At 61.1% G+C, this 15063-nt stretch carries 13 protein-coding genes; 11 read left to right on the forward strand and 2 right to left on the reverse strand.

Going from position 1 to position 15063, the window contains the following annotated elements:
- The 4 genes from ASD58_RS28855 to ASD58_RS28870 all read left to right on the forward strand — a co-directional run bounded on the left by ASD58_RS28855 (position 1) and on the right by ASD58_RS28870 (position 3236).
- Positions 1-2073, forward strand: a complete 2073-nt coding sequence (locus tag ASD58_RS28855; protein ID WP_057265714.1) for a UvrD-helicase domain-containing protein — start codon at positions 1-3, stop codon at positions 2071-2073.
- A 43-nt stretch (positions 2074-2116) separates the two neighbouring features.
- Positions 2117-2569 (forward strand): cache domain-containing protein, encoded by a 453-nt coding sequence (locus ASD58_RS28860; protein WP_057265716.1) that lies wholly within the window; start codon positions 2117-2119, stop codon positions 2567-2569.
- 74 nt (positions 2570-2643) lie between these two features.
- Positions 2644-3000, forward strand: a complete 357-nt coding sequence (locus ASD58_RS28865; RefSeq protein ID WP_057265717.1) for a hypothetical protein — start codon at positions 2644-2646, stop codon at positions 2998-3000.
- A gap of 32 nt (positions 3001-3032) precedes the next feature.
- A complete protein-coding gene (locus ASD58_RS28870) occupies positions 3033-3236 on the forward strand; it encodes a SlyX family protein (RefSeq protein ID WP_057265719.1) in 204 nt (67 codons plus the stop codon).
- Here the strand turns inward: ASD58_RS28870 and ASD58_RS28875 are convergent.
- Positions 3211-3882 carry a hypothetical protein gene (locus ASD58_RS28875; protein ID WP_156401547.1) on the reverse strand — a complete coding sequence of 224 codons (672 nt, stop codon included), beginning with the start codon at positions 3880-3882 and terminating at the stop codon, positions 3211-3213. The genes ASD58_RS28870 and ASD58_RS28875 overlap by 26 nt on opposite strands.
- 125 nt (positions 3883-4007) lie before the next feature.
- On the opposite strand from ASD58_RS28875, the gene ASD58_RS28880 reads away from it, so the two are divergent.
- The 4 genes from ASD58_RS28880 to ASD58_RS28895 are packed head-to-tail and all read left to right on the forward strand — an operon-like array spanning position 4008 to position 7334.
- Positions 4008-6122, forward strand: coding sequence for a M3 family metallopeptidase (locus tag ASD58_RS28880; RefSeq protein ID WP_057265722.1), 2115 nt, complete (start codon positions 4008-4010; stop codon positions 6120-6122).
- A gap of 43 nt (positions 6123-6165) precedes the next feature.
- Positions 6166-6516: a hypothetical protein gene (locus ASD58_RS28885; protein ID WP_057265724.1), complete on the forward strand. Its 351-nt coding sequence runs from the start codon at positions 6166-6168 to the stop codon at positions 6514-6516.
- The gene (locus ASD58_RS28890; protein ID WP_057265726.1) at positions 6513-7028 is read left to right on the forward strand and encodes a MerR family transcriptional regulator; all 516 of its coding nucleotides are present in this window, start codon (positions 6513-6515) and stop codon (positions 7026-7028) included. The genes ASD58_RS28885 and ASD58_RS28890 overlap by 4 nt, the downstream gene beginning before the upstream one ends.
- Positions 7029-7061: 33 nt before the next feature.
- Positions 7062-7334, forward strand: coding sequence for a DUF4404 family protein (locus ASD58_RS28895; RefSeq protein WP_057265728.1), 273 nt, complete (start codon positions 7062-7064; stop codon positions 7332-7334).
- Between the two features lie 157 nt (positions 7335-7491).
- On the opposite strand, the gene ASD58_RS28900 is transcribed toward ASD58_RS28895, so the two are convergent.
- Entirely contained in the window at positions 7492-8004 is a 513-nt protein-coding gene (locus tag ASD58_RS28900; protein WP_229204499.1) for a DUF1269 domain-containing protein, read from the reverse strand.
- Positions 8005-8247: 243 nt separating this feature from the next.
- On the opposite strand from ASD58_RS28900, the gene ASD58_RS28905 reads away from it, so the two are divergent.
- The 3 genes from ASD58_RS28905 to ASD58_RS28915 all read left to right on the forward strand — a co-directional run bounded on the left by ASD58_RS28905 (position 8248) and on the right by ASD58_RS28915 (position 15058).
- Positions 8248-10482: a YgiQ family radical SAM protein gene (locus ASD58_RS28905; protein WP_057265732.1), complete on the forward strand. Its 2235-nt coding sequence runs from the start codon at positions 8248-8250 to the stop codon at positions 10480-10482.
- Between the two features lie 134 nt (positions 10483-10616).
- Positions 10617-13406, forward strand: a complete 2790-nt coding sequence (locus ASD58_RS28910; protein WP_057265877.1) for an EAL domain-containing protein — start codon at positions 10617-10619, stop codon at positions 13404-13406.
- A gap of 83 nt (positions 13407-13489) precedes the next feature.
- Positions 13490-15058, forward strand: a complete 1569-nt coding sequence (locus ASD58_RS28915) for an oleate hydratase (protein WP_057265734.1) — start codon at positions 13490-13492, stop codon at positions 15056-15058.
- The last annotated feature ends 5 nt before the right edge of the window (positions 15059-15063 follow it).

Consider the following 15063-nt stretch of genomic DNA (forward strand, 5'->3'; position numbering starts at 1 on the left):
ATGTCCAATGCACCCCAGTTCGGCCTTAACGGGCCCCAGAGCGAAGCCGTGCTCTATCTCGACGGCCCTGCCCTAGTACTGGCGGGGGCCGGTTCGGGCAAGACGCGCGTCATTACGCAAAAAATTACCCATATGATCGAGGATCGCGGCTATGACCCGCGCACGATCGCCGCGCTCACCTTTACCAACAAGGCGGCGCTGGAAATGCAGGAGCGGGTCGGCAAGATGCTCAAGCAGCCGCGCCAGGCCAAGCTGCTGACCGTCTGTACCTTTCACTCCCTTGGCGTGCGTATCCTGCGCCAGGAATGCAACCATCTGGGGCTGAAAGACCGTTTTTCAATCATGGACAGCGACGATTGTTATTCGCTGGTCCAGGATCTGGCCATCACCACCGACAAGAACCTGATCCGCAGCATCCAGAACGACATTTCGCTGTGGAAGAACGGCCTGGTCACCCCTGAGGAAGCGCTGAAACAGGCCCAGACCGAAGAGGAAGCGCAATCGGCGCGCATCTACGGCAGCTATATCGCCACCCTGGCCGCCTACCAGGCGGTGGACTTCGACGACCTGATCCGCCTGCCGGTGGAACTGTTCCGTAACCACGACGTGGTGCGCGACAAATGGCAGCGCCGCCTGCGCTACCTGATGATCGACGAATACCAGGACACCAATACCTGCCAGTACGAATTGGTGAAACTGATGGTTACAGGCCTGGGCAAAAAGCCGATGTTCACCGCGGTGGGCGACGACGACCAGGCGATCTACGGCTGGCGCGGCGCAACCATGGAAAACCTGGCGCTGCTGCAGGTCGACTTCCCGGACCTGCGCCTGATCAAGCTGGAACAGAACTACCGCTCCACCACCCGCATCCTGCAGGCAGCCAATGCGGTGATCCAGAACAATCCCAAGCTGTTCGAGAAATCGCTGTGGTCCGAGCTGGGTATCGGTGAACCGATCAAGGTGCATTCGATGCCGAACGAGGAGCAGGAAGCGGAGCAGGTGGCGATCATGATCTCGGCCGATCACTTCGAGCGCAAGAACAAATGGGCGGATTACGCGATCCTGTATCGCGGCAACCACCAGGCGCGCGTGATCGAACAGGCCTTGCGCACGCAGCGCATTCCGTACACGATTTCCGGCGGCCAGAGTTTCTTCGACAAGGCGGAAATCAAGGACATCATGGCCTACCTGCGCCTGATGGCGAATCCGGACGACGATCCTGCCTTCATCCGCGCGGCGACCACGCCGCGCCGCGGCATCGGCCAGTCGACGCTGGAAGCGCTGGGCTCCTTTTCGGGCAAGTGGCAATGCTCGCTGTTCGAAGCCGTGTTCAAGGGCGGCATCGAGGCGGTGCTGAACGACCGCCAACTGAAGCCGCTGCAGGACTTCTGCAACTTCATTCTCGAACTGGAGTCGCGCGCCACGCGTCCGGGCCCATCGGGCAGCGGCGACAACGCGGCGCAGGTGCTGGACGACCTGATGGAAGGCATGCACTACGAGCACTACCTGTACGACGCCTTCGAAGAACGCGCGGCGCAAGGCAAGTGGGACAACGTGATGGATTTCGTCAACTGGCTGAAGGACCGCGGCCGCGGCGGCAAGGACCGTGACGGCGAAGAAAAGAACGTGCTGGAGCTGACCCAGATGGTGGCACTGATGTCCATGCTGGATGGCAAGGACGAAGAGCCCGATGCGATCCGCATGTCGACGCTGCACGCGTCGAAGGGGCTGGAGTATCCGCACGTGTTCCTGGTCGGCGTGGAAGAGGGCATCCTGCCGCACAAGGGCGATCCGGACGCGCCGGTGGAATTGCTGGCCCAGCGCATCGAAGAAGAGCGGCGCCTGATGTATGTGGGGATCACGCGCGCGCAGCGCACCTTGCAGCTGACCTGGTGCAAGAAACGCAAGCGCGGCGGCGAGCATGTGCAATGCGATATCTCGCGCTTCATCGCCGAGATGGCGCTCGATGTCGGCACCGCTCCACCGACGGAATCCGAAGTACTGTCGCCGCGCGAACGCCTGGCGCGCATGAAGGAATTGCTGTCGGCTCCGCGCGACATTAATCCAGCGTAATTGGTGCTAGCATGGGTACTCTTCCTTTTGACAGGAGGCTCCCATGTTGACTCGCATTTTTCTGCTCGCCGCCCTGGTGGGTGCAGCACCGTTGGCAAGCGCTGCGGATGTGGTGACCAAGCCTGAAGCCGAGGCGATGGTGAAAAAAGCCCTCAGTTACCTGAAAGCCAATGGCCGCGAAAAAACCTTCGCGGAAATCGACAAGAAGGATGGACAGTTCGTCGACCGCGACCTGTACCTCACCGTGTATGGCACCGACGGCGTCGTGCGTGCGCACGGCGCCAACGCCAAGATGATCGGCAAGAACCTGATGGAATTGAAGGACGTCGACGGCAAGGCATTCGTGAAAGAGCGCGTCGAAATGGCGAAGAAGAAAGCCCCGTTCTGGCAGGACTACAAATTCAACAACCCGGTCACCGGCAAGATCGAACCGAAAACCATGTATTGCGTGCCTGAGGAAGACATCATTCTCTGCGGCGGTGTCTACCTGAAGTAAGGCTGATTTACATCAAACAAGCGTGCGTCCACCTCTCCCCTGAGGGCGGGATAATGGCAGCTATTGGAGCTGTCATGCCGAATAATATTGACCCGTTCGCTTATGAGGAAGACCTGACAAAGCTTGGTGTTCCGGCCGCGCAGGCGCATGTGCATGCAGAAGCGATCGGCAAGGTGAAGTGCGAACTCGAGATACTGGACAGTAAAATGAAGTCCAGTGACGATGAGGACAAGGTCGGCAGGGGCCTTGCCGAACTCAACACGAAGATAGACCGTACCAAGGCCGAACTTGAGGCCAAGATCGACCTGACCAAAGCCGAGCTCGCAGAAAAGATCCACCGCGCCAAGATCGACATTATATGCTGGACAGTTGGCATCGTGATTTCAGTCTGCACCCTGCAAGGCTACGTCATCGTAAACATGCTGAAGTAAAATGCCTGCTTTATCCGAAGCAGGAGCAGGCTGTGAGCACCGAAGACCGTTTCATCGACATCGAAATCAAACTGGCGCACCAGGAAGACCTGGTGGAGTCGCTGAACCAGCGCGTCTACGAACAGCAAAAGCAGATCGACCAGCTGGAGGCGATGCTGGTGGCTCTGGCCGAGCGGGTACGCACGACCTCGCAGTCGAGCCAGACGCCAATCAACGAACCGCCACCGCACTACTGATCCTGCGCCGCCGGGCAAGCGCCAATGCTGCCAGCCCGGCACCTGCGAGCCAAATGGCAGGCGGTGCATCGATTGCAAGCGCTGCTTCCTGCGCGACCACCAGGTTATCGAGCGAGAACTCGGGGCCGCCGCCTGTCGCGCCCAGCCCGGAAAACGTCACCGACACCAGGTCGCGAAAGGTATTCCCAAGGATGAAAGGCTGCAATCCGTTCTGCAGGTTCTTGATCAAGTCCAGCGTGAAAACTTGCGAAACGCTGCCACCGGCCTGCAACTGCCCCACCACCTGGATCTGGCGCGCCCACACATGAGGTATGTCCAGCCAGCTTTCACCGCCATCGAATTGCAGCAGGTCGAATGCACCGCCGCCTGGGCGGCTCACGGTAATGGCGGATGAATTGAAGGCGACCAGCCGCTTGCTGCCATTGCCCGAAAAATCCAGGGCGTCTTCGCCTGCCGGGCCTACGACATATGCAAACGGGTCGATGAGGTTACCGCCGTGGGTGATCAGGTAGTCACGCGAGATTTGTGACGAAAATTCAAAGTAGGCCAGGTGGGGCAAGTCTTCGAAGTCGATCACGCCGGCACCGGCCGACAGCGGCGCGGTGCTGCAAACTGCAAATGCAAGGCAAGCAATTACTCTCATCATGCTCTCCGAGTTTGGTTCGCTACTGGATATCAACAATGACAGTAATCGCAGCGCAGCGCAACATGACTTTGCTCAGCAAGGTTGCTATTATCGTGCGCCTCGAAACATTACAAACAGGAGAGAGAATGTTCCGTCCGAAAATGTTGCTTGTCGCAACCAGCCTGGCTGTTGCCGGTATGGCAAATGCCGCCCTGCCGTCATCCAATCCCTTCGCAGCAGAATCGAAGCTGCCGTTGAACTACCCTGCCTTCGACAAGATCAAGAACGAAGACTATGCTCCAGCCTATGAAGAAGGCATGAAGCAGCAGGCCGCCGAAATCGCCAGGATCGCCGACAACAAGGCCGCGCCGACTTTCGAAAACACCATCGTCGCAATGGAACGTTCCGGCCGCCTGCTGGACCGCGTGAGCTCCGTGTTTGGGAACCTGTCCGGCGCCAACACCAACGACGCCTTCGAGGCACTGAACCGTGAACTGGCGCCAAAGCTGTCCGCGCACAGCGACGCGATCCGCCTGAACGAAAAACTGTACGCCCGCATCAAGAACTTGTACGACAAGCGCGACAAGCTGAAGCTGGATCCTGAATCGAAGCACCTGCTGGAACGCTATCACACCGACTTCGTGCGCGCCGGCGCCAAGCTGTCCGCAGCCGACAAGGAAAAACTGAAGGCCTACAACTCGCAACTGGCCGCGCTGTCCACCACCTTCAGCCAGAACGTGCTGAAGGAAGCCAATGCTTCCGCACTGGTGGCCGACAGCCGTGAAGAACTGGCCGGCATGTCCGACAAGGCTATCGATGCCGCCGCTGCGGCCGCCAAGGCCAAAGGCATGGACGGCAAATTCCTGATCGCCATCGCCAACACCACCGGCCAGGCGCCGCTGGAAGTGCTGACCAACCGCACTACCCGTGAGCGCTTGCTTGCCACCTCGCTGGCGCGCGGCAGCCACGGCGGCGATTTCGACAACCGCGAAGTCGTGCTGAAGATCGCCAAGCTGCGCGCGGAACGCGCTGCGCTGCTAGGCTATTCCTCGCACGCCGCCTATCAACTGGAAGACCAGACCGCGCACGACACCGACGCCGTCAACAAACTGCTGGGGGAGTTGTCCAAGCCTGCCGTGAACAATGCGCGCAAGGAATCGGCCGACATCCAGGCCGTGATCGATGCGGAAAAAGGCGGCTTCGCGAACGCTGCGCAAGACTGGGCCTTCTACACCGACAAGGTGCGCCAGGCCCGCTACGCCTTCGACCAGAACCAGCTCAAGCCGTACTTCGAACTGGATAACGTGCTGCAGAACGGCGTGTTCTACGCAGCGACCAAGGTGTACGGCATCACCTTCAAGGAACGCAAGGACCTGCCGGTGTACCAGCAGGACGTGCGCGTGTTCGACGTGTTCGACACCGACGGCAAGCAACTGGCGATCTTCCTGGGCGACTTCTACGCCCGCAGCAACAAGCGTGGCGGCGCATGGATGAACGCCTACGTGTCGCAGTCCAAGCTGCTGGGCACCAAGCCGGTCGTGGCCAACCACCTGAACATTCCCAAGCCGGCGGCCGGCGAACCGACCCTGCTGACCTATGACGAGGCGCGCACCCTGTTCCACGAATTCGGCCACGCGCTGCACGGCATGTTCTCCAATGTGAAATATCCGCGCTTTGCCGGCACCCGCGTACCACGCGACTTCGTGGAATTCCCTTCGCAGGTCAATGAAATGTGGATGGCCTGGCCGGAAATCCTGAACAATTACGCCAAGCATTACCAGACCGGCGCGCCGATGCCGAAGGAATTGCTGGACAAGGTGCAGGCCTCCGCCAAGTTCAATGAAGGCTTCCGCACCACCGAGTACCTGGCGGCGTCGATCCTGGACCAGCGCTGGCACCAACTGCCGGCTGACAAGATCCCGACCGATGTGCTGGGGTTCGAATCGTCGGTGCTGAAGGATGCCGGTGTCGACTTCGCACCGGTGCCGCCGCGCTACCGCACCACTTACTTCTCGCACGTGTTCGCGGGCGGCTACTCGGCGGGCTACTACGGTTACCTGTGGTCGGAGAAGCTGGACGCTGATACGGTTGAATGGTTCACCGAGAATGGCGGCATGCAGCGCAAGAATGGCGACCATTTCCGCAAGGCCCTGCTGTCCAAGGGTGGCACGATGGATGCGATGCAGATGTACCGCGAGTTCCGCGGCCGCGATGCGAAGATCGATCCGTTGCTGGAACGCCGCGGCTTGAAAGCCAACTAAAAGCGCTTGACCCGTCCATGGTAGACAGCTTTAAGCTTAAGCCATGGACGACATCACATTCGTAAGCCGGCTCGAAGCCTGTACGCTCGCTCCCGAGCATTTCAACCACGCCGGCCATGTGCGGCTGGCGTGCCTCTACCTCGACCGGTATCCACTCGACGAGGCTATCGCGCGCACCTGCGCCACTATCAGCGCTTACGCAACGCATCTCGGTGGGGCGAACAAATATCACGCCACCATCACGGTCGCCCTGGTGCGCCTGCTGCACGCGCATGGCCCCACCGTGCTGGCCGACGCACCTGCCTTGCTGGCGCTGCACTACAGCCCCGCGCTGCTCGCCGCGTCTGCATCGCGCGCGGCGTTCGTGCCGCCCGACCTGGCGCCTTTGCCATGACAGCGCTCACCATTGGCCAGCTTGCCCGCCGTTGCGGAATCTCGCGCAGTACGCTGCTGTACTACGAAACACAAGGCCTGCTGGCGCCGGCCCGCAACGCTGCCGGCTATCGCCGCTACAGCGAACCTGACGTCGCGCGTGCCGAGCAAATCCGCGCCTGGCGCGCTACCGGCATGGACGTCCGTGCCATTGCCGCATTGCTGCGCGATGGTGAGAACGCCGGTCCTATCGAGCACCGCCTGCAGGAAATTGCGGCCGACATGGCGCGCCTGCGCGAACAGCAGGACGTGCTGCTGCGCCTGCTCGGCAAGACCCCATTGGCAAGTATCGACAAGGCCGCCTGGACCGCCCTCCTGCGCGCCGCCGGCCTTGATGACGCCGCCATGGAACGCTGGCACGCACTGTTCGAACAGCAAGCCCCGCAAGCACACGAAACCTTCCTGCGCTCCCTCGGGCTGGGTGCGTCCGAAATTGAGCACATCCGTAGCTGGTCCCGCCGGATGGGTGTATAAAGAGGGGTAGCCACTTCACCGGGGAAAGGAATCATGGACACCAAGCTGAAGGAGACTCTGCGCCAATTGCACGCCACGCTGGCCCACCACGGCCCGGTCGATGAGGAATTGCAAAGCCTGTTGCGCCAGCTCGATGGCGACATCAAGCTGATCCTCGACCAGCCGCCGGAGCCCGACGGCGGCACCTCCACCTACGGCCTGGCCGAACGCACTCAGGAAATTACCGCCAAATTTGCTGCCAAACACCCGGCATTGGAGCCTACTTTGCGCGAACTCACGCGCATCCTGGGGAATATGGGAATTTAACAAATTGGTGCCAGCGCCGCATACGCGACACGCGCAGCGCGTTGCGTGTTCGGCCCTGGCACCAACTGATCAAAAAAGAGAAGGCGGGCCGCAGCCCGCCTTCGGTATGGAACCCGGGGTTTTACCGACTGTCCGGCCGGCCCCCGGGAGGCTAGCCTTATGGGAAGGCCAGCATGGGCGGTTCTTCACCGCCAAAGTTGAAGTCAGGATGACGTTTGGCGATCATTTCCTCGATCTCCTTCATGCGCCGCACTGGCACGTCTACCATCATCAAAACCTGACCTTGTTCGATACGTTCTGAAAACTGCTCCAGCTTCTTGTTGGGGACGGCCGCCGCATTCATACCGCTTGCCCAGCCACCGAACAGTGCGCCGCCCAGCGTGACCAGCAAAATGGTCATGGTGCGCAGGGTCAGCCCTTCGGGTGGGAAAACGACCAGGAAGATGCCGGCACACAGCCCCACAATCCCGCCAATGGCGATCCCCAGCTTGGCGCCGTGGATCAGGTCCGTTCGCAGCAGGAAATTACAATCTGGCATGTCATCGGGCAGGGTGCCCTCTTTCGCCATGAAGTGGATATGCCGTTCTTCGATGCGTGCCAGCAGCAGTTCGTCCAGTTCTGCGCGGGCGGCTTTGACATTGGGAAGCATGTAGTACAGTCTGCGTCGCATGATTACACTCCATGGAAGACGTTGTATACCCGTTATAGCAAAAATGTCACGATGTTCAATATGTATTTAGCCAAAACGGCTTGCTGGAACGTCACAAGTTACTGAAACTTAAAGGTTTTTTGTGTGCTGAAGCGGGCGCTAACCAGTGATTTCCGGTACAATGCCGGGATGAATCCCCCAGCCAATCTTTTCGCGACCGTCGCCAAGCGGTCTGCGCGCGCTTCTGCTGCGCCTTTCCTTCCCATGTCCCGCGCCGAAATGGACGTCCTGGGCTGGGACCAGTGCGACGTCATCCTGGTGACCGGCGACGCCTATATCGACCACCCAAGCTTCGGCATGGCCCTGGTCGGCCGCCTGCTGGAATCGCAAGGCTACCGCGTGGGCATCATCGCCCAGCCGGACTGGCACAACGTCGAATCGTTCCGCGCACTGGGCAAGCCGCGCCTGTACTACGGCATCACCGCCGGCAATATGGACTCGATGGTCAACCGCTACACGGCCGACCGCAAGATCCGTTCCGACGACGCCTACACCCCGAACGCCGAGCCGAACAAGCGCCCTGACCGCGCCGTGACCGTGTATGCCCAAAAGGCGCGCGAAGCCTTCCCTGGCACGCCGATCATCATCGGTTCCATCGAAGCCTCGCTGCGCCGCATCGCCCACTACGACTACTGGTCGGACAAGGTGCGCAAATCGGTGCTGACCGAGTCCAAGGCCGACCTGCTGATCTTCGGTAACGCCGAACGCGCCCTGGTCGACCTGACCCGCCGCCTGGACATGGGCGAGAAGATCAAGGAGATCAAGGACCTGCGCGGCACTGCCTTCCTGGTACCGCACGGCTGGCTGCCGTCCGACGAATGGGCGGTGCACAACTCGAACCGCGTCGACGTGCCGGGCCGCGTCGACCCGCATCCCGATCCTTACGCCATGGCGAAGGAAGACAAGAAGGAATGCGCCACCGAGAACGCCGCGCCGGAACCGGTGGTCAAGCCGGTCATCATCATGACCCGCGAAGAGCGCCTGGCCGCCGCCAAGGAAAAGCACAACAAGACCGTAGTGCGCCTGCCATCTTATGAGGTGGTGAAGGAAGACCCGGTGATGTACGCCCACGCCTCGCGCGTGTTCCACCTCGAGTCCAACCCGGGCAATGCGCGCGCGCTGGTGCAGCAGCACGGCGACCGCGACGTGTGGATGAACCCTCCGCCGCTGCCGCTGGCCATGGACGAAATGGACGGCGTGTACGACATGGAATATTCGCGCGCGCCGCACCCAAGCTACGGCAACGCCAATATCCCGGCCTGGGAAATGATCCGCTTCTCGGTCAACATCATGCGCGGCTGCTTCGGCGGCTGTACCTTCTGCTCGATCACCGAGCACGAAGGCCGCATCATCCAGAGCCGCTCCGAGCCGTCCATCCTGCGCGAAATCGAGCATATCCGCGACAAGACCAAGGGCTTCACCGGCATCATCTCCGACCTGGGCGGACCGACCGCCAATATGTATCGCCTGTCCTGCAAGGAAAAGTCGATCGAGGAAACCTGCCGCCGCCTGTCCTGCGTCTACCCGTCGATCTGCGTCAACCTGGGCACTGACCACAGCAAGCTGATCCAGTTGTACCGCAAGGCGCGCGAGATCAAGGGCGTGAAGAAGATCCTGATCCAGTCCGGCCTGCGCTACGACCTGGCCGTGCGTTCGCCTGAATACGTGAAAGAACTGGTAACCCACCACGTGGGCGGCCTGCTGAAGATCGCGCCCGAGCACACCGAAAGCAATGTGCTGAGCAAGATGATGAAGCCGGGCATCGGCGCCTATGACGAGTTCAAGGCGATGTTCGAGAAGTACTCGCTGGAAGCGGGCAAGAAGCAGTACCTGATTCCTTATTTCATCGCGGCTCACCCGGGCACGACGGACGAGGATATGCTGAACCTGGCCTTGTGGCTGAAGAAGAACAACTTCCGCCTCGACCAGGTACAGACCTTCATGCCGACCCCGATGGCGATGGCATCGGCCATGTACCACTCGCGCAAGAACCCGCTGCACAAGGTCACCGAAAATTCGGAAAACGTGGAAACCCCGCGCACGCTGAAACAGCGCCAGGCGCACAAGGCCTTCCTGCGCTACTACGATCCGAAGAACTGGCCGATCCTGCGCGAGACCTTGCGCCGCATGGGCCGTGGCGACCTGATTGGCGATGGCGAACGCCACCTGATCCCGCCATACCGCGTCGGCGAAGAGAATTTCAAGGCTTCGGCTGGCAAGCGCTCCATGCCGATGCTGGCCCCCGGCCAGCAGAAGCGCGGCGCCGGCCTGCCTCCGCCGGCCCACGTCGGCCGCGGCGGCAAGCCGAATGCCCTGACCGGTTCGATGACGGCCCGGGCCACGGTGGAAACCAAGGCCCGTCCATCCATCCTTGACACTATCAAAGTCAAACCAAAGGCCGCACCGGCCAAGGCTGGCGGCCGCCCAGGCCGTAAGTAAAACGCTAACGTGCTATCACCTGCTGCAATTCCATAGGAATTTGCAGCAGGAATGCCACACTTCGGCGCGCCGCGTGCGGCGAAGCGGATACAATCGGCTTGTAGACTCTGCCAACTTTGTATCCGGACGAAAACGTGCCCCAATTCCTGGCTGGCCTGTTCATATTTCTGTTGCTGTCGACACCTGCGCCCTGGGTGCAGGCGCAGGAGCGCGTCACCCTGCAACTGAAGCACAGCCACCAGTTCCAGTTCGCCGGCTATTACGCCGCACTGGAAAAAGGCTACTACCGTGATGCCGGCCTCGATGTGCAACTGCTGGAAGGCAGCGACGGCAATGAGCCAGAACGCGCCGTGCTCGATGGCCGCGCCCAGTATGGCGTAGGCAGCAGCAGTCTGCTGCTGGCACGGCTGTCCGGCAAACCGCTGGTGGTACTGGCGGTAATTTTCCAGCATTCCCCGTATGCCCTGGCGATGCGCCAGACCGGCCCGGCGCCGGACATCCGTGGCATCATCGGCAAGCGCGTGATGATCGGCTCCCTGACCGACGAATTGACCCAGGCCGACGAGATCATGGCCTACCTGCGCAAGGAAGGCATCCCCACCAACCAGTTGGTGCGCGTGGAGCACAGCTTCAACCCGGACGACCTGGTGAAGGGCAAGGTCGATGCCATGTCGATCTTCGTCAGCAACGAGCCGGATTACCTTGATCGCCTCGGCTTCCCCTACGACATCTACAGTCCCCGTGCAGCCGGCATCGATTTCTACGGCGACAACCTGTTCACCAGCGAAGCGGAAGTCAAGAACCATCCGGATCGGGTGCGCGCCTTCCGCGTCGCCAGCATGCGCGGCTGGCAGTATGCCATGAGCCACCAGGAAGAGATCGTCGACCTGATCCTCAGCAAGTACTCGCGCCAGCACGACCGCATGCACCTGCTGTACGAAGCGCGCCAGATGGTGCCGCTGGTGCAGCCGGTGCTGGTGGAAATCGGCTACATGAATCCCGATCGCTGGCAGCACATCGCCGACATCTACACGGAGCTGGGCATGATGCCGAAAGGCGCCACCTGGAACGGCTTCCTGTATAACGCCGATCCGGGCTCGGACCTGACCTGGCTGTATCGCGTGCTTGGTGTCGCTGCGGGCTTGCTGGTGCTGGGCGCCATGATTCACTTCTCGCTGCTCACGCGCGAGCGCACGCGCGCCGAGGAAACCATCCGCAAAGGAGAACAGCGCTTCCGTACCATGTTCGAAGCGGCGCCGATGGGCATTGCCCTGATCGATTCAAGCGGCGGCCAGTTCCGCGACGTGAATCCGCGCTTTGCCGAAATTGCGGGACGCTCGGCACAGGAAATGCGCCACAGCCGCTGGCTGGAAATCTGTCATCCGGACGACGTGGCGCCGGAGCAGGAAAAAATGGCGCAATTGACTGCGCAGCAGATCGCCGGCTTCAAGATGGAGACCCGCCTGGTGCGCCCCGACGGCCGCATCGTATGGGTGGAAGCATCGATCAACGCCGTGGGCACCGAGAGCCAGCCGCACCACTTGTGCATGATCGAAGACATCACCGAGAAAAAGGAAACCGAAGCCCTGATCTGGCAACAAGCCAACTTCGACACGCTGACGCAGTTGCCGAACCGCCGCATGTTCCTGGACCGCCTGCAGCACGATATCCTGAAGTCGCGCCGCGACGGCACCCGCATTGCCATCCTGTTCATCGACCTAGACCACTTCAAGGAAGTCAACGACACCCTGGGCCACCACCAGGGCGATGTGCTGTTGGTGGAAGCTGCGCGGCGCATCGGCGCCTGCGTGCGCCAGTCGGACACCGTGTCGCGCCTGGGCGGCGACGAATTCACCGTGATCCTGCCGGAGTTGTCGGAAGTGGACCGGGTGGAAGGCATCGCCCAGCACATCATCGACAGCCTGCGCATGCCCTTCCAGCTCGGTCAGGAGCAAGCATTCGTATCGGCCTCGGTCGGCATTACCATCTACCCGGACGATGCCGGCAATATGGAAGACTTGCTGAAGCATGCCGACCAGGCCATGTATGCGGCCAAGGGCGCGGGCCGCAACCGCTTCAGCTACTTCACGCCGGCCTTGCAGGTCGCCGCGCTGAACCGCATGCGCCTGACCAACGACCTACGCGGCGCCCTGAAAGGCAACCAGCTCAAACTCTACTTCCAGCCTATCGTGCATCTCCCGACGGGCAAGATCCACAAGGCCGAAGCGCTGATTCGTTGGGAGCACCCGCAGCGCGGCATGGTCAGTCCGCTGGAGTTCATCCCGCTGGCCGAGTCGAGCGGCCTGATTGTCGATATCGGCGAATGGGTGTTCCGCGAATCAGCGCAATGGGTCAAGCGCTGGCGCGAGGAAGTGCATCCGGGCTTCCAGGTCAGCCTGAACCAGTCGCCGATGGAATTCCAGCGCGAGCGTGCTACGTATGCCGACTGGCTGGCCTACCTGCAGCAGCTCGGGGTGCCGGGCGAAAGCATCGTGGTGGAAATCACGGAGGGCTTGCTGCTCGATGCAAACACCAGCGTCACCGACAAGCTCCTGCAACTGCGCGACGCCGGCATCCAGGTCGCGCTGGACGATTTCGGCACCGGCTACTCGTCGCTGTCCTACCTGAAGAAATTCGACATCGATTACCTGAAGATCGACCGCAGCTTCACCCGCAACCTCGCGCCCGATTCGAGCGACATGGCCCTGTCCGACGCAATCATCGTGATGGCCCACAAGCTTGGCCTGAACGTGATTGCAGAAGGCGTGGAAACCACCGAGCAGCGCGACCTGCTGGCCGGCGCCGGCTGCGACTACGGCCAGGGCTACCTGTTCGCCCGCCCCCTGCCCGCCGCCGACTTCGATGCGATGCTGCACCAGCAATCCATCCCCACCGCAGCTACCCCGCACGCCACTGCCGCCTGATTGCGCCGCACTTGACCCAGGTCAAAGTCAAGCAGCCTTGCAAAAACCTATAGTTACTCCCGAACCAACCAAGGAGTAATGAAATGGGAAAAGAAAAACAGGTGTATATGGTCGGCGCCGGCATTGGCAATCTGGCGGCAGCGGCTTTCATGATTCGCGACGGCAAAATGCGCGGAGACCAGATTCATATTTACGAATCACTGGGCGTAGCGGGCGGCAGCCTGGATGGCGCGGGTAACGCTGAAGACGGCTATCGCCTGCGCGGCGGCCGCATGCTGACGACCGATAACTACGAGTGCACGTGGGATCTGTTCGGGTCAATTCCATCGCTGGTTCATCCAGGACAGACGGTGCTGGACGAAACGCTGGCATTCAACGAACTGCACAAGTCACACTCGCAAGCACGCCTGGTTGATCGCAACCGCCATAAAGTGGACGTGACGTCGATGGGCTTCAGCCTGCGCGACCGGATGGAACTGCTCAAGCTGCACGAAGCCGATGAAGCTGCACTGGGCAACAGCCCGATCACAGATCACTTGTCGCCGGAATTCTTTGAAACGCCGTTCTGGTACATGTGGGCCACGACTTTTGCCTTCCAGCCTTGGCATAGCGCAGTGGAATTCAAGCGCTACCTGCATCGCTTCATGAAGGAGTTCTCGCGCATCGAAACGCTGGCCGGCGTCAAGCGCACGGTATACAACCAGTACGATTCGTTCGTCCGGCCATTGCAGGCCTGGCTGGCGCGGCAGGGCGTGCGGATCGAGACCGGTTGCACCGTGATCGACATCAAACTGGCCGATGGGAAGGACGAACTTCTGGTGCATGCAATCGAGCTCGAACGCAATGGCCAGCGCGAACTGCTGCCGATTACGCCTGACGACCTGGTGTTCTTCCAGAACGGCTCCATGACCGACGCCTCCAGCTTCGGCAGCATGACTTCCGCGCCGCCCCGGCTTGACCGCCACCAGAGCGGCGGATGGAAGCTGTGGGAGCGCCTGGCGGAAGGCCGTCCCGAACTTGGCAACCCGGCCGCGTTCAACCGCAATATCCAGCAATCCTGGTGGGAGTCGTTCACGGTGACGTTGCACGACTCGGCCTTCTTCGACCAGATGGAGGCATTCAGCGGCAACGTCGCCGGTACCGGTGGGCTGGTAACCTTCAAGGATTCCAACTGGTTGATGTCAGTCGTGCTGGCGCACCAGCCGCACTTTGCCGGCCAGCCGGCCGGCGTCAAGGTATTCTGGGGCTATGCCTTGCATCCCGACCGTGTCGGCAACTTCATCGCGAAGCCAATGGCTGATTGCACCGGCGAAGAGATTCTGCGCGAACTGGCGGGCCACCTGAACTTTGAGCCCGAGGTATTCGCGCAAGCCAACTGCATTCCATGCCGCATGCCGTACATCACCAGCATGTTCATGCCGCGCCACTACAGCGACCGGCCGCTGCCGGTGCCTGCCGGCTCGCGCAATCTTGCGCTGGTCAGCCAGTTCGTCGAAGTACAGGATGACGTGGTGTTCACGGTCGAATACTCCGTGCGCGCGGCCCAAATGGCGGTTTACCAGCTGCTCGGCATCGACCGTGAAATCCCGCCGATCAAGCGCCACGACAAAACGCTTGAAGTGATGCTGGCTGCGCTGGTCAAGGCGGCCTGACAATG

Origin of the sequence: Duganella sp. Root1480D1 (assembly GCF_001427305.1) — a bacterium.
Classification (GTDB): domain Bacteria; phylum Pseudomonadota; class Gammaproteobacteria; order Burkholderiales; family Burkholderiaceae_D; genus Rugamonas.

What these genes read in the sequence shown, in the direction of transcription:
- ASD58_RS28875 (WP_156401547.1), bottom strand. Translation starts at nt 3,882, where the DNA reads ATGATGAGAGTAATTGCTTGCCTTGCATTTGCAGTTTGCAGCACCGCG.
- ASD58_RS28900 (WP_229204499.1), bottom strand. Translation starts at nt 8,004, where the DNA reads ATGCGACGCAGACTGTACTACATGCTTCCCAATGTCAAAGCCGCCCGC.
- ASD58_RS28895 (WP_057265728.1), top strand. Translation starts at nt 7,062, where the DNA reads ATGGACACCAAGCTGAAGGAGACTCTGCGCCAATTGCACGCCACGCTG.
- ASD58_RS28885 (WP_057265724.1), top strand. Translation starts at nt 6,166, where the DNA reads ATGGACGACATCACATTCGTAAGCCGGCTCGAAGCCTGTACGCTCGCT.
- ASD58_RS28905 (WP_057265732.1), top strand. Translation starts at nt 8,248, where the DNA reads ATGTCCCGCGCCGAAATGGACGTCCTGGGCTGGGACCAGTGCGACGTC.
- ASD58_RS28915 (WP_057265734.1), top strand. Translation starts at nt 13,490, where the DNA reads ATGGGAAAAGAAAAACAGGTGTATATGGTCGGCGCCGGCATTGGCAAT.
- ASD58_RS28865 (WP_057265717.1), top strand. Translation starts at nt 2,644, where the DNA reads ATGCCGAATAATATTGACCCGTTCGCTTATGAGGAAGACCTGACAAAG.
- ASD58_RS28855 (WP_057265714.1), top strand. Translation starts at nt 1, where the DNA reads ATGTCCAATGCACCCCAGTTCGGCCTTAACGGGCCCCAGAGCGAAGCC.
- ASD58_RS28880 (WP_057265722.1), top strand. Translation starts at nt 4,008, where the DNA reads ATGTTCCGTCCGAAAATGTTGCTTGTCGCAACCAGCCTGGCTGTTGCC.
- ASD58_RS28860 (WP_057265716.1), top strand. Translation starts at nt 2,117, where the DNA reads ATGTTGACTCGCATTTTTCTGCTCGCCGCCCTGGTGGGTGCAGCACCG.
- ASD58_RS28890 (WP_057265726.1), top strand. Translation starts at nt 6,513, where the DNA reads ATGACAGCGCTCACCATTGGCCAGCTTGCCCGCCGTTGCGGAATCTCG.